Below are 23,483 nucleotides of genomic sequence, written 5' to 3'. Positions count from 1 at the left end.
AGGCAATCATGCAATTCTCCTACCTCGTAACGTTTACGCACCCAGACGCGAATGCGCGTATTAGCGACGCGGATTTGCAAGCCATCGCCGATTGCATTCGGACTACGCCTGCCATGAGCCGCGCGCGCTTATATACGCCACAAAGCGCGAAAGACTTCTACACCAACGACGGCCCGTCGCCGATTTTCGCGTTCCAGCTCGACTTCGAAAAGCTCGCGGCGCTCGAAGCCGCAATATCCGCCGACGGGCACCTCCAGCAGATCGCTCGCACGGAATTCGAAAGTCTGAAGCCGTCTGCAGTCGAACAGCAGGTCATGGCGCGCCGGCCCTATCCGGTGCTTGACCCTGAGGCCAAGGTGCCGGATGGCGCGCTTCCCTGCCAGTTCCTGGTTCACTATCCGGGGCTCGCTGAAAACTTCGACGAGTGGCTTACTTACTATCTGGCGCGCCACCCGCAAATCATGAAGTTCTTCGACGGTGTGCGTGAGATCGAGATTTTCACGCGGGTCGATTGGGTCGATGCTATGCCGTGGTGCAAGGTTCACTACATGCAACGCAACAAGCTGATGTTCGATAGCGCCGAGGCGATTACCCGTGCTATGAATTCGCCGGTAAGACATCAGATGCGTGCGGATTTCGAGAAATTCCCGCCGTTCGAAGGGAGCAATATCCATCATCCCATGTCGGCGAGAACCTTCTTTGGTGAGACCCGCTAAGGCGACACCGTGAGCGCCGTTGAAAACGCGTGCGATGCATTATTTCAGGTCGTACCGCGTGGTGTGCCGCCGGAATGCGCTTCGATCAGTTCGCGCATCCTCCAGCACACATTGCCGTTGTTTCGAAACCAGGGTCCCTAGAACTTCTTCCGGATCCCGACGAGAGCCATGAACTGACTGTCGTTGCTGGACATTGCCGTTCCATTGAGAATCCACGCATGAGCCGTACCTGCGGCCCGCTGGTAGACAAGGTTGCTGTACAGGTCGACTGTCTTCGACAGGAAGTAGTTGACCCCCAATGCGCCCTGGTTGTAGTGCGTATTCCCACCTGCGGCAACGGTACTTCTCTGTGTGGTGTAGAGATAGGCTGCAGTTAACACCGTAGCGGGCGTGAGCTGATAGCGTAGGCTCGTTTCGTAGTTGCTGAACTTCAGTGTGCCGCCGACGGTCGCGTCGAAGTCCGCATGCGTATAGATGATGCTCGCGAGCAGCGCGCCGAACGTATACGTGCCGCCGGCGCCCCATACCGTGTGCTTCGCAATGCCGCCGGCAGCAATCGTCGGAAGCGCGCCATACGTGTTGTCCGACGCTTCCGCACCGGCTGTGCCGTAGCCTGGTTGATTGACCGTAAAGAAGCCCGCATCGAGGTGGACCGGACCGTTCACATAGTCGGCGCTGCCGCTCCATAGGCGGTTGGTATTGATCTGGCCGGCGAGGTTCGAAAACGCATACAGGACCTTCGCGGTGAAACCGGCGATGGTAGGTGTCGTGTACTTGACTGCATTGTTGGGCCTGAACGTGCAGTTCATGTCGTCGTTGTCATACGGATGGAACGTATAACCCGACATGTAGAGGGCGGCCATTTCGTTGCCCACGTCTTCCTGGAACGGCATGTATTGGCGGCCGGCTGTCACGGCTCCCCAACTGTTGTTGACGAGGCCCACGTACGCGCTGCGGCCGAACATCCGGCCGCCTTGTCCGAGCGCACCGTTCTGAATGTTGAAGCCGTTTTCGAGCCTGAAGGTGGCTTGCGTACCGCCGCCGAGGTCTTCGAAGCCGAGCAGGCCCCACCGGTTCGCCGACATGGCGCCGGGCAGCGCCTGAATGCCGTGATTGATGTGGCCGTTGGTCGAACCCTGGTTGCTCGTGTAGCCAATTGCCGAATCGACGAGCCCGTACAGGGTGACGCTGCTTTGCGCGTGTGCGGTGCCTGCGATGGAGCCGAGCAGGGTAGCGGTGACTAGAACTTTCCTACACATTTTAAACATCCTCTTAAAGTGCTGCGTAGATCGCTCGAAATGTTGTTAGTGGTGTTCGATTTCCCGAGGCGATTCGTTGACGAAGTTGATTTCCAAACGCAATTGGTTATTTTTTAATAAGTATTACTAATATTGAAGCGTGTGATACGAGACAGCGAATGAAAACTTATCTGGTTTGTCTTTCTCCTTTGGTTTCGGCTAAGACTTCTTGTTGTCCGGAGCGATTACGTTGGTGAGCATCGGGTAGTGGCAAGCTCGTCCCGAGAACGCCGGAAACCGTCCATTGTCTTCCCGCATTCGCGCACGAACGGGCGACGTCAGCGCCTCGGCGAGCAGTTGCGACGAAGGGAAGGTCAGCATGTTTCGCTGCATGTAGTTCACGCGCGTCCATGGCATCGACTCACACCAGTCGACCCGGGTGAATACGTTGACCTGCCGTACATGCGGGTAGTCGAGCATGATCTGAGGGTGATGGGCGACGTAGTAGGAAAGCCAGTCGTTGAAATTTTCCGCAGCGCCCGGGTAATGCACGAGATAGCTGCACAACGCCGGCTCTGCGGGCGTCGTCTTGAGCGGGAGAAACGTTCGGGTGAGCATGGCTTGATGCGTGACCAGGCTTGCGCCCGGCGCGAGCCAGTCATCCGACTGAGCAAGCCCCCAGAGATGTCCGCCCGCGGTGACTTGTGACTCGAGTGCCTCGATGCTGGCGAACTCGAGCCGCAGCGCGAGCAGGGGCGAAGGACCGTCGTCGTGATAAGTCGTGATCTGAGCAGGCGTATAGAGCTCGGCCTTCATCAACTCAGGCGTCGCGCGGATGGCTTCCTGAATGAGCTGACAATGTGCCGCGCTTACTCGAGCGTGCGGGTCGTGCTCGTTAGTCGCCGTGATGAAATAGGAAAATGTCATGGATCAGGTCAGGTCAAGTGCGTAAAAGGATTGCGGTTGGGCGCTAGGTAAGGGTTCCCTTTTCCGTCCTTTTCTTTTCCGTCCTTTTACGCAGCGGTGGCGCGAGTACCGATTCGGGAATTGGACAGACATAGGGACGTCCGCCAGTGAGGCACGCATGTTCTGCCTGAGCTGCGTCGATATGTGACGGCTCCGTCAGCAGATCCAGCGCGGTCGCCGCGAGTACCTTTGCCGCGTGCAGCATTCCTTTATGTGCAGCGGGCAGTTTTCCCTGCGACACCAGTTGCCACGTGTGCATGTTGGTCCCCACCGCGTAGCAAGCGCCGAGGTACTGGGTTGTCGGCACGACCCAGCTCACGTCTCCCACATCGCTCGATCCAGTCAACGAGCCCGGTTCCTCGTTCAATGGAAGCGGCGTGTCGGCGAGTCCATGGGCACCAGCGGGCCCGCGATAGGCGTCGAGACATTCCTGCAAATCACCCGCGCTGATGTTTCCGGCGAGCCGCGTGACGAAATCGCGATCGGACTGGTCGAAGGGAGGAGGGCCGAAACGCTCGAGGTTATCCATGATCAAGGCTTCAATCGTTTCGTTGCGCAGCACGTCCGAGCATGCGCGATCGACTTCGACCTCAACGGTTGTTTCGGTCATCAGCGCAGCGCCCGCGCCGATTCGTCGAACGCGCTCGAATAGCGCCCACGCCTGCTCGATGTTCGGCGCGCGGACCACGTACAGCACTTCGGCACGGGCCTGAACAACGTTTGCAGCGAGGCCGCCGGCATCGGTGATCGCGTAATGGACGCGAGCCTCGGCGGGCATATGCTCGCGCAGGAAATTCACCCCGACGTTCATCAGTTCAACCGCATCGAGCGCGCTGCGTCCGAGATGGGGGGAAGCCGCTGCGTGCGAGGCCACGCCGGTGAAGCGGAAAAATGCCTGCATCACCGCCAGCGATTTGTACTTGAAAATCCCCGAGAACGGGCCGGGGTGCCAGGTCAATGCGAAGTCGATATCATCGAATACACCTTCGCGAGCCATGTAGGTCTTGCCGGCGCCACCTTCCTCGGCGGGACATCCGAAGTAACGGACGACCCCAGGCAAATCCTGGGAAAGGAGGTAGTCGCGCGTGGCTACTGCGGCCAGCATCGCACCGACACCAAGCAGATGATGACCGCATCCGTGTCCGCTACCTCCGGCACATACCGGGCACGCTTCTACGGCCGCGGCTTGCTGGCTCATGTTCGACAACGCGTCGTATTCGCCCAGAAACCCGGCGACGGGTCCTTCATTCCCGGCTTCCGCAACGAACGCCGTGGGCAGACCACCCAGGTTTCTCGTGATTCGAAATCCTTCGCGCTCAAATAACTCGATCTGCGCTTCGACTGAGCGAAATTCTTCCCAACGGGTCTCGGCAAGATCCCAGATCCGATCCGCAAGATCAATGAAGTCGTCACGCTTTGCTTCGACGAACTGCTCGACGAGTCTGATCCGTTGGTTATCTTCGCGCTTCATCACGCGTTACCCCCGGCGTATTGGTGCGGAAACGCCCCCCGAACCGAGCCTCTTTGCGTTCGGCCGTCTTTAGCGACGGGAGGAAGCACGTCGTCCGGAATGGGGCAGATGTAGGTTTCACCCGCCGATTGCTCACGCAATTCCGCCTTGGCCTGTTCAAGCAATGAAGGATTCGCGTAGAGCGCTGCGGCGGTGGCAGCCATCACCTTCGCGATCTGCAGCATGCCTTTGTGCGCGATCGACGATTTGCCTTGGGCGACCAACTGCCACGAATGGAACGGCGTGCCCAACGCGAAGCAGGCGCCGAGACAGCGGGCTGTCGGCACGACCCAACTGACATCGCCTACGTCGGTCGACGCGGGCAACAACGATGGCATCGATGCAGCGGGTAGGACCCCGTCATGCAGAACTCCCGTGAGCCGATGGGCGCCGAAAATCGACAAGCTGCCCAGTGCTTCGGCGGGTGAAATGGCGGCGTGCATGCGCGCGGCAAAATCGTGATCGACGGTGTCGAACGGCGTCGGACCGATTGCGAGCATGCGCTCGTACATCAGATCGGACAGGACCTTGTTGGGCCTCATATTCGACATGGCCTTTTCCACCCGGCATACGACGGTGGTGTCGGTCATCATCGCGGCGCCGTCCGCGATCTTGCGCAGCCGGTCGAGTAGCGAATGGATCGTGGAGAGTTCAGGTGCGCGCAATTGATAGACGACCTCGGCACGAGCTTGAACGACGTTGGGCGCCGTCCCACCCGTATCGTGCAGCGCGTAGTGAAGGCGGGCATCGCTCGGAATGTGCTCGCGCAGATAGTTGGCGGCGACATTCATCAGCGTGACGGCGTCGAGTGCGCTGCGCCCCAGGTGAGGCGCGGCCGCCGCGTGTGCGGCGAGACCGTTGAACGTGAAGCGCGCATGGAGGGTCGCAAGGGTGGTCATCGCATCGATGGCGAGGACGCTGGCAGGATGCCAGGTAAGCGCGGTGTCGAGATCGGCAAAAGCGCCGGCTCGCGTCATGAACGTCTTGCCGGCTCCGCCTTCCTCAGCGGGGCAGCCGTAATAGCGAACCCGGCCCGCACGCCCGGACGCGTGAAGCCAATCCTTGATGGCGAAAGCGGACATCAGCGCCGCGCCGCCAAGCAGGTTGTGACCGCAACCGTGTCCGCTGCCGGCATCTGGTGCCGGTTGCCGGGTGGCGGAGTTGGCGACCTGGCTGAGGTGAGGCAACGCGTCGTACTCGCCGAGAAAGCCGATGACCGGGCCGCCGTCGCCGGCTTCGGCGACAAACGCAGTAGGGATACCCGCAACGTCTCGCGTGATCCGGAAGCCATGCCGCTCTAGCTCGCGAATTTGCAATTCCGCCGACTCGTACTCCGCATAGGCCGTTTCAGCGAGATCCCACAGCCGGTCGCTCAGGTGCACGCACACATCACGGTACGATTCGATCCGCGCGGCAATCTCTTGATCGAGTTGATCGAAATTCACGTGCTCTCCGGTTCGATTGACGCACGAAACCCGTTGCCGTTCGACCCGTAATCGAAATGACATGCCAGGCCTCGCAGTCGAATGACGAACATGAATAAATAATTCGGCTGGATCGACGGACTGCTAGATTCCCGCTTTGGCGCGGAATACGCTGTTGCGTCCCATCGTTGCGCGATGTCGCATGTAAAGCGTCAGCACGGCGAGCAGCGAAATAGAGTTTGCGGCGAGCAGATACCAGGCCGGCGACATCGGGTCGGCCGTCCTCGCGGCGAGCCATGCCACTACCACCTGCGCGCTGCCGCCGAAAATCGTGGTCGGCACGCTGAAGCAGACGGACACGCACGTGCTGCGAATCGCGTTAGGAAATATCTCGGGAATGAAGCACAGTTGAAACGGCGCCATCAGCACGCGCAACAATGTCAGCAGCGCAACCATCGAAAGAAAGGTGACGGCCGTGCCGTTCTGGGTGACCCACACGAATGCCGGCACGATCGCCAGTACCGTCAAAACCTGCGGCAGTACCATCCACTTCGTATTGGGAAACCGGTCGTAGATCAGGCCGGCGGCCAGCGATGCGAAAATTCCCACGCCGCCTGTGATGAGGCCGACCAGCATCGAGGTCGACGTGGGCAGGTGCAGTACGCGCAGGCCGTAGGTCGTCATGTAGTACCCGACGACATATACCGTGATCGTCGGTCCGATTATTACGGCACACGAAAGCAGCAAATCGGAAAGGTGCTTGCTGACAATGGTGGATACGAGCTCACCCGTACCTTTGACCGCAGACTCGGTATTGAGGGTTTCGCTCAACTGCGTCCGGATATACAGTCCGATCGGCGCAATCAACAGACCGATGACAAACGGTACGCGCCACCCCCACTCCTCGAGCGCCGCCGGCGACAGCATCGACGACACGACGTAGCCGACCAGCCCGCCCAGCAGCGAAGCCACACCTTGGGTCGCGAGCTGCCAGCTCGTATAGAAGCCGCGCCGGTTCGACGACGCCATTTCGAGCATGTACGTTGTCGCGGGTCCCATTTCGCCGCCGGCAGAAAACCCTTGTAGCAGACGGCCGATGACGACGAGTATGGGCGCCACCACGCCGATCGTCGCGTACGATGGTGTGAACGCGAGGATGGCGGTGCCGAGTGCCATCAAACCGATCGTCAGAGACAGCGCCGCCTTGCGTCCCGAACGGTCCGCGTAGGCGCCGATCACCAGGCCGCCGATCGGGCGTGCGACGAAGCCGACGCCGAACACCGCGACCGATGCGATCACCTGGCTCGCCGGAGAAAACGCCGGGAAAAAAGCCTTGCCGATGAATACCGCAAAAAAGGCGTAGACCGTGAAGTCGAAGAATTCCAGGGCGTTGCCCACGACCACCGCAATGAAGTCGAGGGTCGATGCTGTGCGGACTGTCGGGTGCTCACACCCGTTTGCTTGATTTGACACACCCGTCTCCGAATTGGGTTAGCGCCGGCACGCTTGCCGTGCGATTGAAAAAATAATGACGTTCTTTTTTGGTATCGTCAACGTGTCAAAAATTTGCTTGGCTTTCCTGAACGATTGATGATTCGGAAAGCGCGCACGAAGCAATCTGGCGTCATGCTGTCCGGCATGACGAGAATGGATTGCGTCAAGGAGAAACCACTCGCTGCGCAGCGAGTGATTGCTGCCTACAGCAGGCACTCGACAGAGTGAAAGAGCCGGCGCTTGAAAGGATCTTCGGATGCCATGGAGGTGCGGATCACGCTGGTCAGACACTCCACAAAGTATTTGGCGGCATTGCTGAGTGGTGCGGCGCGCCGGTATATAAGACTGATCTCGGCTTCGGCAATGGAGTCGACCAGCGGAAGGACCGTCAATCGTTCCTTGCTCACGAGCAGTTCAGCGAGCGGCCATGGCATCAGCGTCAACATGTCGGTGCTTGCGACCAGCCCAAGCGCGATCGCACTGGAATGCGATATATGAATGCGTGGTTCGTAGACGCGGCAATATTCGGTGAACGCATTGGTCGCGGCGAGTTCGTCGACGGAGGAGTCGCGGTTCAGAATCCACTCGGCGTCCTTCAATTCATGCAGCGATCGACACCCTGCCAGACGATGTTCCGTCCGGCCGACTACCGCGTAACCGGTGCGAAACAACGGGACATGGGTGAACTCCTCCGTTTGCCTAACAGAGCTAGCCCTTCCAATCGAGATATCGAGCGTTCCGTCACGCAATCTTGGTATCGACACGGTTGCCAATCCTTCGAAGAATTCGATCTTTACCTCGGGCATACGCGTCTGGAACAGGCCGACAACCTCTCCAAGCAACGTTAGACCGACCCACGACACCGCTGCAATCGACAGGGTGCCGTCCCTCTTACCGGATAGCCGCTCCATTTCCTGCCGCGCTCGCGCCAACTGTCCGACTGTCAGCCTTGCATGCCCGAGCAGCGTCTGACCTGCTTCGGTCAGCGTCACACCCGTAGCCTCGCGTACGATCAGCGTGACATTCAGGTCTTCCTCAAGCTCACGTATCGCCTTGGTAATGGCGGCCGGCGAGAGGTCCGTGGCGCGGGCTGCGTTCCGGATACTGCCGGTGTCGGCGATCGCAACAAGTGCGCGGAGTTGATGTAGCTTCATGGTCAATGTATGACACCAAATTTTTTCAGGAGGAGACAACCGGGAGTCAACGGCAACACTTTCATTGAGTTGTTGGCCGCTTATCTGTCGACATACTCTACGCCAGCAGAAAGTGGAAGAATTTGCGCCGGCTTACCGGCGCGAATCTTTCGAAACGACTACCGATCCTGAGAGAATGGAGGCTATGTGGAGCACGCAGCACAGGTGAAGCGTCTCGTCGAGGCAAAGCAGCAGCGATACGTTGAGCTGGCAAATGAAATCTGGTCGTACGCCGAGATGCGCTACAGCGAATATCGCTCTGCCGAACTGCACGCGGCGCTACTTGAAGAAGAAGGGTTTCGCGTGACGCGTGGCGTGGCCGGACTGCCGACGGCGTTTGTGGCGGAGGCGGGCAGCGGCGGCCCGCTGGTCGGATTTCTGGGCGAGTACGATGCTTTGGCCGGGCTGAGCCAGGAAAGCGGCGCGCTGGTCTGCGTACCGGCCGCTGACGGCGTCAACACCAATGGGCACGGCTGCGGCCATCACCTGCTCGGCGCGGGCGCACATCTCGCGGCAGTTGCCGCGAGAGACTATTTTGCTGCCAACAATATCGACGCCACGGTCAGGTTCTACGGTTGCCCCGCCGAAGAAGCTGCTGCCGGCAAGACCTTTATGGCGCGCGCCGGATTGTTCGACGACCTCGACGTCGCGTTGAGCTGGCATCCCTCGGTAGCGAATTCGGTGTTCATGAACGCCACGCTCGCGAACGTACAGGCGTATTTCCGCTTTCACGGCAAGGCCGCGCACGCGGCTCTCGCGCCGCATCTTGGGCGCAGCGCGCTGGACGCCGCAGAACTGATGAACATCGGTGTCAACTATCTGCGCGAGCACATGCCGGATCAGGCACGTGTACATTTCGCTTACATCAATTCCGGTGGCATTTCGACCAACGTGGTGCCGGTACTCGCCGAACTGCTTTATACGGTGCGCGCACCGCGCAGCGAAGAAGCGCGGGATCTGTTCGAGCGTGTCAAACAGATCGCGGCCGGTGCCGCATTGATGACCGGCACGCGTCTCGAGATCGTTTTCGACAAGGCGTGCTCGAACGTGCTGCATAACGACACGCTCGATCAGGTTCTCGACCGGAACATGCGGGCGCTCGGCGGCTTCGACGTCAGCGATCGCGACGTCGAATTCGCGAGGCAGATTCAGCAGACCATTTCGTCTGATGATTTCGAGAACAGCGCTCGTCACTTCGCGGCGGCGCTGCGTGACCCGCGTCCGATCGTTACGGACATCCAGCCGTATCGTGCCGACATGGCGCGCCCGGTGACAGGCTCGACCGATGTTGGCGATGTCACCTGGGTCGTTCCGACCACGCAATGCCTGACGTCCTGCTTCGCATGGGGAACAGGTTTTCATTCGTGGCAAATGGTCTCGCAGGGCAAGGCGACGCTGGCTCACCGAGGCATGTTGCTGGCCGCGCAGACACTGGCTGCCACGGCCGTCGATCTGGTCGGCCAACCGGATGTGCTGCGCGCAGCAAAAGCGGAGCTTGACGAAAAGCGCGGGCGCAAGCCTTATGATTGCCCGATTCCGCCGGAAGTCTTGCCCCCGCCGGCGCGTACCCAAGCGACCGCCTGAACACCGCAGGCCCGGCATATCGACCCAGGATCATCCGTGCGCACTCTCAAGCTTTCCGGGCAAAGCGGGACGCTGCGATTCCATGACATTCCAGGGGTAGGCACGCCGCTAGTGTTTATCCACGGACTTGGCTGCGCGTCCTCGTGCGACTACCCGCAAGTGATCTCGGATCCGGCATTGACGAGGCGGCGCAGCATTCTGGTCGATTTGCTGGGATCCGGGTATAGCGACCGGCCTGAGTGCTTCGGATATCGTGTCGAAGACCATGCTCGAATCGTCGTCGAACTCATTCGGAGTCTCGACACAGACGTCGATCTCTTCGGTCACAGCATGGGTGGGGCGGTCGCGATCGTTGCGGCTACGATGGCGCCTCGCCGGGTACGCCGTCTGGTTCTCGCAGAGCCGAATCTTGACGCGGGCGGAGGATTGTTCAGTCGCGAGATTGCGGCCTACTTTGAATCTGACTATCGGTTGTACGGCCACGCGCAAACGGTCGCGACCGCGTCGAGAGAGGGCGATCCCGTTTGGGCGGGCGCTCTCGCGATCTCCTGTGCCAGAGCAGTCCATCGTGCGGCGACATCGTTGGTAGAAGGCGATTCAGTGGCGTGGCGTGAATTGCTGTTGCGGCTGGAAATGCCGCGTTCAGTGATTTTCGGCGAGCGCTCGCTGCCGCATCCCGACGCGGTTAGCTTATCGAGGATGGGTATCGTGGTCAGTATCGTGCAGAACGCGGGGCACTTCATGATGCGGGACAATCCGGCGGGCCTGGCGTTTGCCATCAATGAGGGCGTGTCTGCCGGGGATTCGGACGATCCTTGCGAATAGCTTTCGAGAGTTTGACGCATTTCTGTCGTTGCAGATTCGCACCTATACTTGGCTGAGCGAGGCTGACGCAACCTCCTTTAGCGCCTCGCCAGGAGTGTGGATCATGAACATGCCTCGGATTGTGGTGTCGGTTGCCGCTGCGCTGGTTCTTCTCCCTGGGGGCGCGTTCGCGCAAACATCGAGCGATAGCGCTGTGGCCCGGACGAAGGTGACGCAGGAACTCAGGGAACTGGTCGCGATTGGATATCAGCCCGACGCAGTACGGTATGACTATCCAAACGACCTCATTGCCGCAGAAAAGCGTCTCGACGCCAAACGCGCAACCCGGGGTATTTCCACCGTTCCAGCGCAGTAGTGGGAATACAGGGTTCGGCACGCATGCGGTGCTTTTGGCGATTGTTTATAAGGATTACAGATTGAATTGGCGAGCTGGAAAATCGGACTTTAATCTGATCGGTTGGACGAGCTGAGCGTGCCACCCAAAATCCGCCAGATTGATAGCGAGAGCAAAATTGATGAATTTGACACATGTCCGTCGCGAAACCTAGACTCGCCTGCATACATTTCAGGCGGGGACGACATGGGCAACATCCACATGCCAGCTGCGATTTGCAGCCAGGCGCCGGGGAGTAACACCACGAGACTTACCCTGCCGGAAATGCTGGCTGCTCGTGCAGCCCGAAACCCGCACGCACCGCTTTTCTCTGATCGCTCGACGCAATGGACCGGCGCCGAGGCACTCGATATCGCTACGCGCCGTGCAGGTTCGCTGGCCGCTCAAGGCGTGGGACGCGGTGACCGTGTGGCGCTGCTTTGCACGAATCGCAGCGAGTTCATGGAAATCATTCTGGGCTGCGCGTGGCTCGGCGCGATCGCAGTTCCGATCAATACGGCTTCGCGCGGCTTGCAACTCGAACACATTCTGCGCAACTCTGGCGCACGGCTGGTCGTTGCCGAAACTCATCTCGTCGACGCCGTTTACGCACTCGATCCCGGCGACCTGGCAGTCGAATCTGTATGGCTGATTGGGCAAGAGCCGACCGCAGCGCCGGCATACAGCGTTCGGTCTGTGCCGTTGCCGCTGCGGAGTGAACCGGTCGCAGCCGCAGAGCTTGCCGATAGCGATCCGCTCGCGATTTTGTACACGTCGGGGACGTCGGGATTGTCAAAGGGCGTGATCTGTTCGCACGCGCAGTTTTATTGGTGGGGCAGGCACACGGCAGATTATCTCGGCGTCACGGCCGGCGATGTGCTCTATACGTGCCTGCCACTCTTCCATACGAATGCACTGAACTTCTTCTTTCAGGCGCTCACGCACGATGCCGAGCTTGTCGTCGATCGTCGCTTTTCGGCGAGTGGTTTCTTCGACGCGCTCGTTGAGACCAAAGCGACCATCACATCCGTGCTGGGTGCGATGGTGCCGATTCTGCTCAGCCGCGCTGTGTCTCCGAACGAACGCGCACATAGGGTGCGCATTGCGCTAGCGCCGGGCGTGCCGGGCCAGTTCCAGCATGAGTTCACCGAGCGTTGTGGAATTGCATTGCTGGACGGTTACGGTTCGACGGAAACGAACTTTGTGATCGGCGCCCACATCGACGCACAGCGTCCCGGCTTCATGGGCAAACTTACGGAGGGTTTCGATGCGCGCGTCGTCGACGAGCACGACCATCCTGTCCCGGACGGCGAGGCTGGCGAGCTGATTGTCCGGGCGGACGAGCCATGCGCGCTCGCGAGTGGCTACTTCGGCATGCCGGAGAAGACAGTCGAAGCGTGGCGCAATCTGTGGTTTCACACCGGGGATCGCGTGGTACGCGAAGCAGACGGCTACTACCGTTTCATCGACCGGCAGAAGGACGCGATCCGGCGGCGTGGTGAGAACATTTCGTCCTATGAAGTTGAGCAGGCTCTGCTGAGCCATCCATCGGTTGAAATCGCCGCGGTATTCGCTGTGCGCTCCGAACTCGCCGAAGATGAAGTGATGGCCTCACTCGTGCTGTGCGATAACGCGACGCTGGAGCCACTGGACCTGATCCAGTACTGCGAGCCACGTCTGCCGTACTTCGCCGTGCCGCGCTTTCTTGACTTCGTGCGCGAGCTGCCGAGAACGGAAAACGGCAAGATCCAGAAATACAAACTGCGCGAGGCCGGTGTGACAGAGAGCACGTGGGACCTCGAAAAATCCGGCTACCGGCTCAAGCGTTCCTAGCGGCATAGCCTGGCGAGCTACTCATCTGCACCATCAGCCTGGCGCGTTCACGCTCAGCTGTTTCGCAGTCAATAAGTCGTCGCACCAGCCCAATATCGTGCCGCGCTGCGGCATACCGGAGGCAGTATGGCAAGCACGCAAACCTTTCCCGCGCCTGACGTACAAGCCGTCAGCGGTGGGATCGATCAGAAGTCGTTGCGGCGCATAGTCATGGCGTCGGTCGCAGGCAACGCGCTCGAATGGTATGACTTCTTTCTCTACAGTACTGCGGCCGCGCTGGTGTTCGGCGAACTGTTTTTTCCGAAAGGCACCGACCCGTTGATCGGAACGCTTGCCGCGTTCGCAGGCTTTGCCGTCGGTTTTGCCGCGCGGCCGTTCGGCGGCGTACTGTTCGGCCACATCGGCGATCGCTACGGACGCAAGGGCGCTCTCGTGTGGACGCTATCGATCATGGGCGGCGCGACGTTTTTGATCGGCCTGTTGCCGACCTATGCCCAGGCCGGGCTGTGGGCGCCGGCGCTCCTTCTCGTGCTGCGCGTGCTGCAAGGTGTCGCGTCAGGCGGTGAATGGGGCGGTGGTGTATTGATGATCAGCGAGTCGGCGCCGCCAGAAAAGCGCGGCATGTACGCCTCCTGGAGCCAGATCGGTGTGGGCGGCGGCTTTGTGTTGTCGGCCGCGGTTTTCTTTCTCGTGCAAAAGCTGCCACACGACACGTTCATGAGCTGGGGCTGGCGCGTGCCGTTTCTGCTATCGATTGTGATCTTCGGTGTCGGCGTCTACATCCGCTCGAGGTTGCCGGAAAGCACTGAATTCGCGAAGGCAGCGGCGGCGGGCAAGACGACGCACACGCCCGTGCTCGAAGCGATCCGCCGCCACCCGAAGGAGTTGCTGATCGCAATGGGCCTGCGCGTGGCCGAGAACGGCGGCTCTTATATCTTCCTTGCTTTCTCACTTGTGTATGGGAAGTTCATCGGCGTGCCGAGTTCGGTCATGCTCGCGGGGGTGATGGTGTCGATGACCGTCGAGCTGGGCATGATGCTGGTGTGGGGTCGGTTATCCGATCGCATCGGCCGCAAGCCCGTGTACATGATCGGCGCGGTGGGGCTAATCGTCATTGCGCTGCCGTTCTTCTGGCTAATCGACACGAAGGTGCCGGGGCTCATCTGGCTCGCTTTCTTGCTTGCCAATGGCGTGTGTCATGGTGCGATGATCGGGACCCAGCCGAGCCTGATGGGCGAACTGTTCAGCACGGAGGTCCGTTATTCAGGCATGGCGCTGGGCCACGAGATCGCCTCCGTATTCGCGGGCGGCCTCTCGCCGCTCGTGGCCACCGCGCTGCTTGCGAAGTACCACGCCGCGTGGCCGGTCGCGCTAATGCTCATGGCGATGGGTGCGATAACCGTCGTGGCGCTTCTCTGTGCGCGGGAAACAGCGCAACGCTCCGCACGCTAAAGGGGAGATCGATCATGCAGTCACGCGACCATGCCGGGGTATTGCTTTGCGGCGGGGTGGAAGTTCCCTATCGCCGCCAGGCGCCGGAAGGCACGACAGGCGATCTGCTCGCGGAGGCGTTCTCCGCGGCGCTGGCGCAATCAGGCTTTGCCGCCCATGAAGTAGACGGGCTGGGAGTGGCATCGTTCACCCTTGCTCCGGATCACGCGATCGACGTTGCCTGGCGCCTTGGGCTCTCGCCACGCTGGTGCATGGACGACTGTCACGGCGGCGCCAGCGCAATCAACCTGCTGCAACATGCAGTGCGCGCGATCCAGTGCGGCGACGCCAACGTGATCGTGCTCGTATCGGGGGATCGCTTCGAGCCGGCAGATTTCAAGCAACTCGTCGACCATTACAACCTGACGACGCGCACCTGGCTGCGACCCCTCGAAAGCGGCGGGCCGAACGCGCTGTTCGCGATGATGACGCAGTTGCATGCGCAACGTTACGACCTGTCGCGCGCGGATTACGGCGCGCTGTGCGTTGCGCAGCGGGCGTGGGCATCGCGCAACCCGCAAGCCGTCTATCGTGCGCCGCTGACCGTCGAGGCGTATCTGGATGCGCCGCTTATAGCTGAACCGCTAGGACGCTTCGACTGCGTGCCGGTCGTCAGCGGCGCGAACGCGATCGTTATCGCGCGAGCCGACCTCGCGAAGCACGACCGGCACGTCGCGGTGCGTGCGCTGCGCTGCAGCTATAACCCCGATCACCAGATGGGCGATGGATTGCAGACGTCGCTTGCCGCACTTGCACCGACTCTGTGGCGCGACGCAGGCATGACGCCCGCCGACATGGATCTCGTGTCCGTGTACGACGATTATCCGGTGATGGTGCTCGTTCAATTGGCGGACCTCGGCTTCGCGCCGGACGGCGACATGCGTGCGCTGATCGCGCGCATTGCGTCGGAAGAATTGCCGGTCAATACGTCGGGTGGACAACTTTCGGCAGGGCAGGCGGGCGCGGCTGGTGGAATGCACGGGCTTGTCGAAGCCCTGACACAGTTGCGCGGTGAGGCCGGCGAGCGGCAGGTAGCGGGTGCCCGGCGGGCGCTCGTCAGCGGCTATGGCATGGTCGAGTATCGCTACGGTATGTGTGCGAATGCGGTGGTGCTTGAAGCTTTCGATCGAGGCGCGCAATGAGCATAAAAGTTTTCCGCTGTACGCACTGCGGCACCACGCTATTTCCGGCTCGCTACCTGTGCCCGTCTTGTGGGGGCGCCGAGTGGTCGGCGCTCGACGCAGAGGGCGGCACAGTGAAGGCGGCGACCGCCGTTCGGCACCGAGTGGGCGCGGATAACAGCGCTGACATCCACCTGGCGAGCGTTGCCACAGAAGCGGGACCGATTGTCATCGCGCGTCTCGACTCTCCTGTGGAAACCGGCGATGCAGTCAGTCTCGCGCTGGATGCACAACACCGGATCGTTGCCCGACGCGGTTGACATGCCGCCGCGCGGCCGCTTTCGCGAGGCGGCGCGGCGTTACTAGCCGTTCAGTTACACCACCCTAAAAAACGCTCACCGGGAATTGGAGAATTCATGAAAAAGCTGCTTGCCTGTTCATTCGGTATCCTATCAATTTGTCAGGTGGCGCATGCGCAGAGCAGCGTCACCATCTACGGCATCATTGACGATGGTCTCACCTGGTCCAGCAACCAGGGCGGGCACAGCGCGTGGCAAATGCAAGGCAGTATCTCGCAAGGCAATCGGTGGGGGATGAAAGGCGTCGAGGACCTCGGCGGCGGCACTTCCGCGCTGTTCCGGCTGGAGAACGGCTTTAACGTCAACAACGGCGCGCTTAGCCAGGGCGGGCGCGAGTTTGGCCGCCTCGCTTACGTGGGACTGTCGAACGACCGTTACGGTACGCTGACGCTCGGTCGCCAGGGTGAGGCGATTGGCGACTATATCGGCGCGCTGTCGGCTAACGGAACCTTGCCCGGCGGGATACTGTTCCCGCATCCGGGGGATCTCGACAACAACGGCATCGACTTTCGTCTGCAAAACGCGGTTAAGTACGTGTCGCCGACCTTCGCGGGTCTCACAGGTGTCGGCATCTACAGTTTCGGCGGCGCGCCGGGCAACTTCGCCAGCAACAGCGCGAAGTCGTTTGCACTGCAATACGCGACCGGCAATCTCCAGCTCGTCGGCGCGTATACGTCGATCGATCATCCGGCTACGGCAGTGCCGGACGGCGTCTGGACAGCCGGAAACACAGTGGACGGCAACTACGGTCTCGCGGCGGGCAGCTACAAGGTGTTCGGTGTCGCGGCGTCCTATGCGATGGGACCTGCGCGCATCACGGCGGACTGGACCCACACACAGTTCGGCAACCTCGACCCCAGTCTGGGTGCGAAGATCGGTGGGCACGTGACCTTCAACATCGCTGAAATCGTGGGCAGCTATATGATCACCCCCGCGTTGCAGCTCGGCGTCGCGTATAGCTATACCGAAGGCAACGTGTCCGCAACCGGGCAAGCCCCGCACTACCACGAGGCGGACGCCAGCGCGGACTATTTCCTGTCGAAGTCGACCGATGTCTATGCGAGCGCGACTTACATGCGAGCGGGGGGCGGCGCGGTTGCCGATCTCGCTCCCGTGCTGGCGGCGTCGAGCTCGGCCAACCAGGTGGCATTGCGGCTCGGGATTCGAAAGAAATTCTGAGTTTCGGGCGGGACTGTATCCGCTCTAGCGGTAACCACGACCGAACGCATATCTTCGGTTGAATGAGCACGAAGCTGGCCTGCGCTTCCAGGTCAGCTCACAATGAAAAAGACAGTGCGACCAGAGCCACAACTCGTCAAGCGTCTGTTTGCAAACAGCGCTCTCGTCGCCCGATCATACGACCCCACCATCACTCGACGCGTCTACTATAATGACCGGCGCCGCCGTTCCGCATTGGCGTGGACGGCGTGGCCCCTGCGCGCGCCAGGCCGCTATTTTCATTTCAGACAGTTCCTGATCGGCGACCGCCCCATGCGTTTGCAAGAAGTACGGGCGTGTAATCGTCACGCCGGTGATCTTTAAGAGCAAGGAATCCATTGTGGTGGACTTCAACGACGTTGACCTGAACCTCCTGCGTGTCTTTCAGGCAATTCTGGAGGAGCGCAGCCTGACGCGTGCCGGGCAGCGGCTGGGTCTGTCACAGCCCGCGGTCAGTTACTCGCTCGGGAGGCTTCGCTCGCTCTTCGACGATCCGCTCTTTGTGCGCACCACCGGGGAGATGCTGCCCACCCCAACCGCCACGGAGCTGTCTGCACCTGTCAATCGGGCGATCTCTTCGCTACGCGAAGTATTCCGTCATGGCGACCGCTTTGACCCGGCTGCCAGCAGCCGGGAATTTCATCTCTCGATGTCCGACGTTGGCGAGCAGGTTTTTCTGCCGATTCTGTGCACCAAGCTTCAGCAAACCGCGCCGTTCGTCAGGCTCTCGGTGCAGCAGATTCCCATCGCTGACGCTGAAGAAAGGCTCAGGCTCGGGCAACTGGATTTTGCAGTCGGCAATATGCCGGCCCTCAAGCTGACGACACAATACGCGCTGCTGTTTCATGAGCCTTATGTTTGCATGACGCGTAAGCGCACAGGCTTGCCTGCCAGACAGATCTCCCGTGAGAAATTTCTTTCCCTGTCGCACATTTCCGTTGGATCGAGCGAGAGCAGCCATCGCAACATAGAACACCTGCTGCAGGCGGAAGGTTTGCACCGGAGAATCGCGTTACGTGTGCCTCACTTCACGGTTGTCCCGCAGATCATCCGGCGCACGGATTGGATGGTCACGTTGCCGCTGAGGGTGGCGCGCCTGTTCAACGAGCGAGGCGAGTTTGTTATCTATCCACTCCCAGTCCAAATCCCGGAAGTGGAAGTTACCGTGCATTGGCACGATGCATTCGAGTCGGAGGAGGGCAATCGCTGGCTCCGCTCGGTGATTATCGATAGCCTTCACGAAGATTGATAGCACACGGTCGTCATAAACGATTTTATGCACGGTTCGAATTTGATTGATTAGGCTGACTCTCCTTCGCCACCTATACTGGGCTGCATTGAAAGACGCACTTCGGTGTCGACTAATCCACGAGTCTGGATGAGTCCACACATGAAGGATTGGGCTGAAAGTCCTTGCGGGCATCTGCATTGCATAAATCTGGAAGGTAGAGAGACGCCATGGCTGAGCGGTCGTTTGTCGAAGAGGTGAAGAAGCTGCGTCTGGGTGCAGGCGAACTATTCAGCGGCGAGGGCATCCTGGCCGTGACCAAGGCGCTGCTGGAATCCGGAGTCGCGTACGTGGGCGGCTATCAGGGGGCGCCCATTTCACACCTGATGGACGTGCTGGCTGACGCGCAAGACATCCTCAGCGATCACGGCATCCGCTTCGAGAATAGTGCGAGCGAGGCCACGGCTGCCGCGTCGCTGGCCGCGTCGGTCAACTATCCGTTGCGCGGGGCCGTGACGTTCAAGGCGACGGTTGGCACCAACGTCGCCTCTGACGCGCTTGCGAACCTGGCGTCGGGTGGCGTGACGGGCGGCGCGCTCATCATCGTTGGCGAAGACTACGGCGAAGGTTCATCGATCATGCAGGAGCGCAGTCACGCGTTCGCGATGAAGTCGCAGATCTGGCTGCTGGACCCGCGGCCGAACTTGCCTTGCATCGTGCAGGCGGTGAAAGACGGTTTTGATTTGTCGGAGGCGAGTCATACACCGGTCATGCTGCAACTGCGCATCCGCGCTTGCCATGTGCATGGCCAGTTCATTGCCTCGGACAATCGCCGCGCGGCGTTCTCGATCAAGGACGCACTCGAAAACCCGAGCCGCGATGTTAACCGTATCGTGCTGCCTCCCGCGAGTTTTATGCATGAACGCGAGAAAATTCATGAGCGCTGGCCGGCCGCGGTCAAGTTCATCGAAGAGCGGCAACTCAACGAGTTCTTCTCGGCGGACGCTGGCGAGATTGGCATCGCAATGCAGGGTGGCAGCTACAACACGGTTATGCGCGCGTTAGAACGCCTCGGCCTCGCTGACGTGTACGGCGATTCGGAAATCCCGCTGTACGTGATGAACGTTGCGTATCCGCTCATCGATTCCGAATGGGAGCGCTTTTGCGAAGGCAAGCGTGCCGTGCTGGTGATCGAAGAAGGCCAGCCGAATTTCGTCGAGCAGAATGCCAGTTCGATTCTGCGGCAGTGCGGTTCGACCGTGGCGTTGCACGGCAAGGACATGCTGCCGCTTGCTGGTGAGTACAACACTGCTACCGTGCTCAAGGGCTTGCGTGCATTCTTCGAGCGCTATGGCGTGCTCGAACCGCAACCTGTTCCCCGAAAAGTCATTCCGGTATTGGCCGTCTCTTCCACGCCTCTCGCGATGGCGGAGCCCGCTGAAGCGGTGGAAGCTGAGCTCACTCTGCTCGATCCCGTCGCGGCGCTCGACGCTAATGTGCATGCGCGTCCACCCGGGTTCTGCACCGGCTGTCCGGAGCGCCCGATCTTTACGGCGATGAAGCTCGTCGAACGTGAACTCGGCGCGCATCATGTGAGCGCCGACATCGGTTGCCATCTGTTTTCGATTCTGCCTCCGTTTAACCTGGGCGCGACGACCATGGGCTATGGTCTCGGCAGCGCGAGTGCTTCCGCGCTCAACGCGAGCGCTGACAAGCGCGCGATCTCTGTGATGGGGGACGGTGGTTTCTGGCATAACGGGCTCACGAGCGGTATTGCGAACGCGGTGTTCAACAGGAGTGACAACCTGACGATTGTGGTCGACAACAGCTACACGTCGGCCACGGGCGGCCAGGACATTCTGTCGTCGACAGCACTCAATCCGACACGCAGCACCGGTCACGAGATAGAGCAGGCGGTACGCGGGGTCGGCGTGAAGTGGGTGAAGACGGTGCGTCGTACTTATGACCTGAAGACGATGATGGCGACGCTGAAGGAAGCGCTTACCACCAGCTCGAAAGGACCCAAGGTACTGATCGCGCAGAGCGAATGCATGCTGAACAAGCAGCGCCGTGAAAAACCGAAGACCCGCAAGGCGATTGCCGCGGGCGAGCGCGTAGTGCGCGAGCGCTTCGGTGTCGACTCTGACACCTGTACTGGCGACCACTCGTGCATCCGCTTATCCGGCTGTCCGTCGCTGTCGATCAAGCCGAATCCCGATCCGCTTCGTACCGATCCGGTTGCGAGCGTGCTTGACAGTTGCGTCGGTTGCGGGCTATGCGGTGAGGTATCGCATGCAGCTGTCTTGTGCCCCTCGTTCTATCGCGCGCAGATCGTCAGCAATCCGACGCGTGTCGACAAGCTGCGTCAACGAGTACGCAATGTGGTGATCGGCTGGCTGCAACGTCGTGATGCTCAGCGTCGCGCACGTCTCGCGTTCTGATTCAGGAAGGAAATAGATGAGCAACGCTCAGCCCATCAAGGTTGCCGTTCTCGCCATGGGTGGCGAAGGCGGTGGGGTGCTGGCCGACTGGATTGTCGATCTCGGCGAGCACAACGGTTACTACGCGCAGACCACGTCGGTGCCGGGCGTCGCGCAACGGACCGGTGCAACGATCTATTATGTCGAACTGTTCCCGCGCGAGTTGAACGACTCGAACAGCCGCGCGCCGGTACTTGCGCTGATGCCGTTGCCCGGAGACGTCGACGTCGTGCTCGCGTCTGAGCTTATGGAGGCTGGGCGCGCGGTGCAGCGTGGTCTCGTAACGGCGGACCGCACGACGCTGGTGACGTCCACGCACCGCGTCTATTCGATCGCTGAAAAGGCTGCAATGGGCGATGGCCGCGTGGACAGCGATACGTTGATCGCCCACGCGAAGCAGGCGGCAAAGCGCTTCGTCCGCTTCGACATGGCAGAGGCCGCCGAGACGACTGGCAGTGTGATCAGCGCGGTGCTGTTCGGCGCGCTGGCCGGAACGGGCGTGCTGCCCTTTAGCCGCAAGCAGTTCGAGGAAACGATCGAGCGTGGCGGTGTCGGTGTGAAGCCGAGTTTGCGCGCGTTCGACCTGGCCTATCTTCGCGGTGGGGCTGATGAAGCAACAGAAGGCGCGAAGGCCGAGGTTGTACCGCCGGCTGTGCCCAGCCATCCGGTGGCCGTGAAACTGCTCGCACGCGTGCTGGCCGAATTGCCGCCCGAGGCGCAGACCTTCGCGATCGAAGGGGTGCGTCGCCTGATCGACTACCAGGACTCCACTTACGCAGCGTTCTATCTGGATCGTCTCTCCGAACTGCGCCGTGCGCTGCCCGTCGACGACGCGACGCTGCTGCGCGAAACCGCGCGTTATCTCGCGCTGTGGATGTCGTACGAAGACACCATCCGTGTCGCTGACCTCAAGACGCGCGGCTCGCGCTTCGAACGGGTGCGCGGCGAAGTGCGCGCCGGGGAGAATCAGCTGCTCGCGATCAACGAGTTCATGCACCCGCGTATCGAGGAAATCTGCGAAACGCTGCCGGCTGCCCTTGGCCGTTGGCTCACCCGGCCGCATTGGGTACATCGTTTGGTGCGACGGTTTGCACGGTCGGGACGCGTCGTGACAACGAGTTCGTTGCGCGGCTATCTGACGCTGTATGCGGTTTCGCGTCTGCGCGGCATGCGCCGCAGCACGCTACGCTACCAGCTGGAGAACGCGCGCATTGAAGATTGGCTGGAGCGAATCATCGAGACAGCGAAGCTGAATCCGGCGCTCGCCATCGAGGTCGCGCAGTGCCAGCGTCTCGTGAAGGGCTACAGCGACACGCACGCGCGCGGCCTGAAGAACTACCAGACGGTGATGGCGGCGGTCGTCAAGGCGGGCGCGAGAATTGCGCCTGCCACGCTGCGCGAATTGCGCGACGCCGCTCTCGCCGATGAACACGGCAACCGGCTGCGTGAAACGCTGCGCCGGTACGCTCTTGCATAAGTGCGACTGGAACGAGCGAAGTGCTTGCTCCGTATGCGTGTAATAGCTTCTCAGCCAAGGAGATTAACCGATGCATTCCGCTCTTAGTGAACTAGCTTCCGGCCTTGCTCGTGGAGATGTGCGAGTGGTCGACCTCACGCAGATACTGTCACCGGAGTTTCCCGCGCTTCAACTCCCTCCGCAGTTCGGGCAGGTGTGGGCGTTCAAGATGGAAACGATCAGCCACTATGACGAGAAGGGGCCGGGCTGGTACTGGAACAATTTCTCCTGTGGCGAGCATACGGGAACGCATTTCGATGCGCCTGTGCACTGGGTAACTGGAAAGGATCATCCGCATAACTCGGTCGATACGATCGATGCACACAACTTCGTGGCGCCGGCGGTCGTAGTCGATGCGAGCGCGGAGGTCGCTGGGAATTCGGACTGGCTGCTGACTTCCGACTATCTCAGGAGGTGGGAAGAGCAACACGGCCGGATACCTGCGGGCGCGTGGGTTCTATTCCGTACCGACTGGTCAAAGCGTACCGATCCGGCTGAATTTCTAAGTCTGAGAGACGATGGGGCGCACACGCCGGGTCCAACGCAGGAAGCGGTGGAGTGGATGATTCACGAACGCGACGTTCATGGTTTTGGCGTGGAGACAATCAACACCGACGCGGGGCAGGCTTATGCCTGGCCAATCCCTTACCCGTGCCATACGTTAATGCACGGCGCAAATCGCTACGGTCTTCAATGCTTGACCAACCTCGATCTTCTGCCGCCGGTCGGCGCGATCATCGTTTCGGCTCCGCTTAAGATTAAGGATGGCTCAGGCAGTCCGCTTCGAGTACTTGCTTTGGTGGCGAGTTAGGTTGATGAGGTAAATCCGTTCCGAACGGCGACGCGGTTGCTGCCTTCCCGCGTCACGCCTCGTTCAGTGAAGTAACCGTCGGCCTTTGTAACGGAGCGCTCCG

Annotated in this window: 19 protein-coding genes; 13 read left to right on the top strand and 6 right to left on the bottom strand. The window is 60.6% G+C overall.

The features are described 5' to 3' along the window. Positions 1–8 precede the first annotated feature (8 nt). Positions 9–716 carry a hypothetical protein gene (locus BM438_RS29110; RefSeq protein ID WP_093641515.1) on the top strand — a complete coding sequence of 236 codons (708 nt, stop codon included), beginning with the start codon at positions 9–11 and terminating at the stop codon, positions 714–716. Between the two features lie 137 nt (positions 717–853). Here the strand turns inward: BM438_RS29110 and BM438_RS29105 are convergent, their stop codons facing one another. From BM438_RS29105 to BM438_RS29080, 6 genes are all read right to left on the bottom strand, one after another. Further along, positions 854–1,975 carry a porin gene (locus tag BM438_RS29105; protein WP_093641512.1) on the bottom strand — a complete coding sequence of 374 codons (1,122 nt, stop codon included), beginning with the start codon at positions 1,973–1,975 and terminating at the stop codon, positions 854–856. 198 nt (positions 1,976–2,173) lie between these two features. Beyond that, positions 2,174–2,881, bottom strand: a complete 708-nt coding sequence (locus tag BM438_RS29100) for an ethyl tert-butyl ether degradation protein EthD (protein WP_143131766.1) — start codon at positions 2,879–2,881, stop codon at positions 2,174–2,176. Positions 2,882–2,924: 43 nt separating this feature from the next. Beyond that, positions 2,925–4,391: an amidohydrolase gene (locus BM438_RS29095; RefSeq protein WP_093641507.1), complete on the bottom strand. Its 1,467-nt coding sequence runs from the start codon at positions 4,389–4,391 to the stop codon at positions 2,925–2,927. Continuing rightward, complete coding sequence (locus BM438_RS29090; protein ID WP_244179474.1) at positions 4,391–5,875, bottom strand: amidohydrolase; 1,485 nt, start codon at positions 5,873–5,875, stop codon at positions 4,391–4,393. The genes BM438_RS29095 and BM438_RS29090 overlap by 1 nt, the downstream gene beginning before the upstream one ends. Positions 5,876–5,998: 123 nt before the next feature. After that, positions 5,999–7,327 (bottom strand): MFS transporter, encoded by a 1,329-nt coding sequence (locus BM438_RS29085; protein ID WP_093641502.1) that lies wholly within the window; start codon positions 7,325–7,327, stop codon positions 5,999–6,001. A 224-nt stretch (positions 7,328–7,551) separates the two neighbouring features. Next, positions 7,552–8,502, bottom strand: a complete 951-nt coding sequence (locus tag BM438_RS29080) for a LysR family transcriptional regulator (protein WP_093641499.1) — start codon at positions 8,500–8,502, stop codon at positions 7,552–7,554. Positions 8,503–8,688: 186 nt separating this feature from the next. On the opposite strand from BM438_RS29080, the gene BM438_RS29075 reads away from it, so the two are divergent. The 12 genes from BM438_RS29075 (at position 8,689) to BM438_RS29015 (ending at position 23,380) form a co-directional block, all read left to right on the top strand. Further along, a complete protein-coding gene (locus tag BM438_RS29075) occupies positions 8,689–10,125 on the top strand; it encodes an amidohydrolase (RefSeq protein ID WP_093641497.1) in 1,437 nt (478 codons plus the stop codon). 36 nt (positions 10,126–10,161) lie between these two features. Next, on the top strand, positions 10,162–10,950 hold the full coding sequence (locus BM438_RS29070; RefSeq protein ID WP_093641494.1) for an alpha/beta fold hydrolase: 789 nt from the start codon (positions 10,162–10,164) through the stop codon (positions 10,948–10,950). A 103-nt stretch (positions 10,951–11,053) separates the two neighbouring features. Further along, positions 11,054–11,305, top strand: a complete 252-nt coding sequence (locus BM438_RS45640; protein WP_167378475.1) for a DUF4148 domain-containing protein — start codon at positions 11,054–11,056, stop codon at positions 11,303–11,305. A 240-nt stretch (positions 11,306–11,545) separates the two neighbouring features. Next, on the top strand, positions 11,546–13,156 hold the full coding sequence (locus BM438_RS29060) for an ATP-dependent acyl-CoA ligase (protein WP_093641595.1): 1,611 nt from the start codon (positions 11,546–11,548) through the stop codon (positions 13,154–13,156). Positions 13,157–13,282: 126 nt separating this feature from the next. Then, positions 13,283–14,608, top strand: coding sequence for an MFS transporter (locus tag BM438_RS29055; RefSeq protein WP_093641488.1), 1,326 nt, complete (start codon positions 13,283–13,285; stop codon positions 14,606–14,608). A 14-nt stretch (positions 14,609–14,622) separates the two neighbouring features. Further along, positions 14,623–15,789 carry a thiolase family protein gene (locus BM438_RS29050; RefSeq protein ID WP_093641485.1) on the top strand — a complete coding sequence of 389 codons (1,167 nt, stop codon included), beginning with the start codon at positions 14,623–14,625 and terminating at the stop codon, positions 15,787–15,789. Next, positions 15,786–16,088: a Zn-ribbon domain-containing OB-fold protein gene (locus BM438_RS29045; RefSeq protein ID WP_093641482.1), complete on the top strand. Its 303-nt coding sequence runs from the start codon at positions 15,786–15,788 to the stop codon at positions 16,086–16,088. Before BM438_RS29050 ends, BM438_RS29045 begins: the two co-directional genes overlap by 4 nt. Before the next feature lie 96 nt (positions 16,089–16,184). After that, positions 16,185–17,306 (top strand): porin, encoded by a 1,122-nt coding sequence (locus BM438_RS29040; RefSeq protein ID WP_244179473.1) that lies wholly within the window; start codon positions 16,185–16,187, stop codon positions 17,304–17,306. 379 nt (positions 17,307–17,685) lie between these two features. Then, positions 17,686–18,594, top strand: coding sequence for a LysR family transcriptional regulator (locus BM438_RS29030; RefSeq protein WP_093641477.1), 909 nt, complete (start codon positions 17,686–17,688; stop codon positions 18,592–18,594). A 209-nt stretch (positions 18,595–18,803) separates the two neighbouring features. Beyond that, on the top strand, positions 18,804–21,014 hold the full coding sequence (locus BM438_RS29025; RefSeq protein ID WP_093641474.1) for a thiamine pyrophosphate-dependent enzyme: 2,211 nt from the start codon (positions 18,804–18,806) through the stop codon (positions 21,012–21,014). Between the two features lie 16 nt (positions 21,015–21,030). Next, positions 21,031–22,530, top strand: a complete 1,500-nt coding sequence (locus BM438_RS29020) for an indolepyruvate oxidoreductase subunit beta family protein (RefSeq protein WP_093641471.1) — start codon at positions 21,031–21,033, stop codon at positions 22,528–22,530. 70 nt (positions 22,531–22,600) lie between these two features. Beyond that, the gene (locus BM438_RS29015) at positions 22,601–23,380 is read left to right on the top strand and encodes a cyclase family protein (protein WP_093641468.1); all 780 of its coding nucleotides are present in this window, start codon (positions 22,601–22,603) and stop codon (positions 23,378–23,380) included. Positions 23,381–23,483 lie beyond the last annotated feature (103 nt).

The organism is Paraburkholderia aspalathi (assembly GCF_900116445.1).
GTDB lineage: Bacteria > Pseudomonadota > Gammaproteobacteria > Burkholderiales > Burkholderiaceae > Paraburkholderia > Paraburkholderia aspalathi.
This window is presented reverse-complemented; position numbering and strand designations above follow the sequence as displayed.

Excerpts from the sequence above, each read along its gene's own strand:
- BM438_RS29025 (WP_093641474.1), top strand. The coding sequence starts at position 18,804 with ATGGCTGAGCGGTCGTTTGTCGAAGAGGTGAAGAAGCTGCGTCTGGGT.
- BM438_RS29040 (WP_244179473.1), top strand. The coding sequence starts at position 16,185 with ATGAAAAAGCTGCTTGCCTGTTCATTCGGTATCCTATCAATTTGTCAG.
- BM438_RS29045 (WP_093641482.1), top strand. The coding sequence starts at position 15,786 with ATGAGCATAAAAGTTTTCCGCTGTACGCACTGCGGCACCACGCTATTT.
- BM438_RS45640 (WP_167378475.1), top strand. The coding sequence starts at position 11,054 with ATGAACATGCCTCGGATTGTGGTGTCGGTTGCCGCTGCGCTGGTTCTT.
- BM438_RS29095 (WP_093641507.1), bottom strand. The coding sequence starts at position 4,391 with ATGAAGCGCGAAGATAACCAACGGATCAGACTCGTCGAGCAGTTCGTC.
- BM438_RS29105 (WP_093641512.1), bottom strand. The coding sequence starts at position 1,975 with ATGTGTAGGAAAGTTCTAGTCACCGCTACCCTGCTCGGCTCCATCGCA.
- BM438_RS29050 (WP_093641485.1), top strand. The coding sequence starts at position 14,623 with ATGCAGTCACGCGACCATGCCGGGGTATTGCTTTGCGGCGGGGTGGAA.
- BM438_RS29110 (WP_093641515.1), top strand. The coding sequence starts at position 9 with ATGCAATTCTCCTACCTCGTAACGTTTACGCACCCAGACGCGAATGCG.
- BM438_RS29100 (WP_143131766.1), bottom strand. The coding sequence starts at position 2,881 with ATGACATTTTCCTATTTCATCACGGCGACTAACGAGCACGACCCGCAC.
- BM438_RS29055 (WP_093641488.1), top strand. The coding sequence starts at position 13,283 with ATGGCAAGCACGCAAACCTTTCCCGCGCCTGACGTACAAGCCGTCAGC.
- BM438_RS29020 (WP_093641471.1), top strand. The coding sequence starts at position 21,031 with ATGAGCAACGCTCAGCCCATCAAGGTTGCCGTTCTCGCCATGGGTGGC.
- BM438_RS29080 (WP_093641499.1), bottom strand. The coding sequence starts at position 8,502 with ATGAAGCTACATCAACTCCGCGCACTTGTTGCGATCGCCGACACCGGC.
- BM438_RS29060 (WP_093641595.1), top strand. The coding sequence starts at position 11,546 with ATGCCAGCTGCGATTTGCAGCCAGGCGCCGGGGAGTAACACCACGAGA.
- BM438_RS29015 (WP_093641468.1), top strand. The coding sequence starts at position 22,601 with ATGCATTCCGCTCTTAGTGAACTAGCTTCCGGCCTTGCTCGTGGAGAT.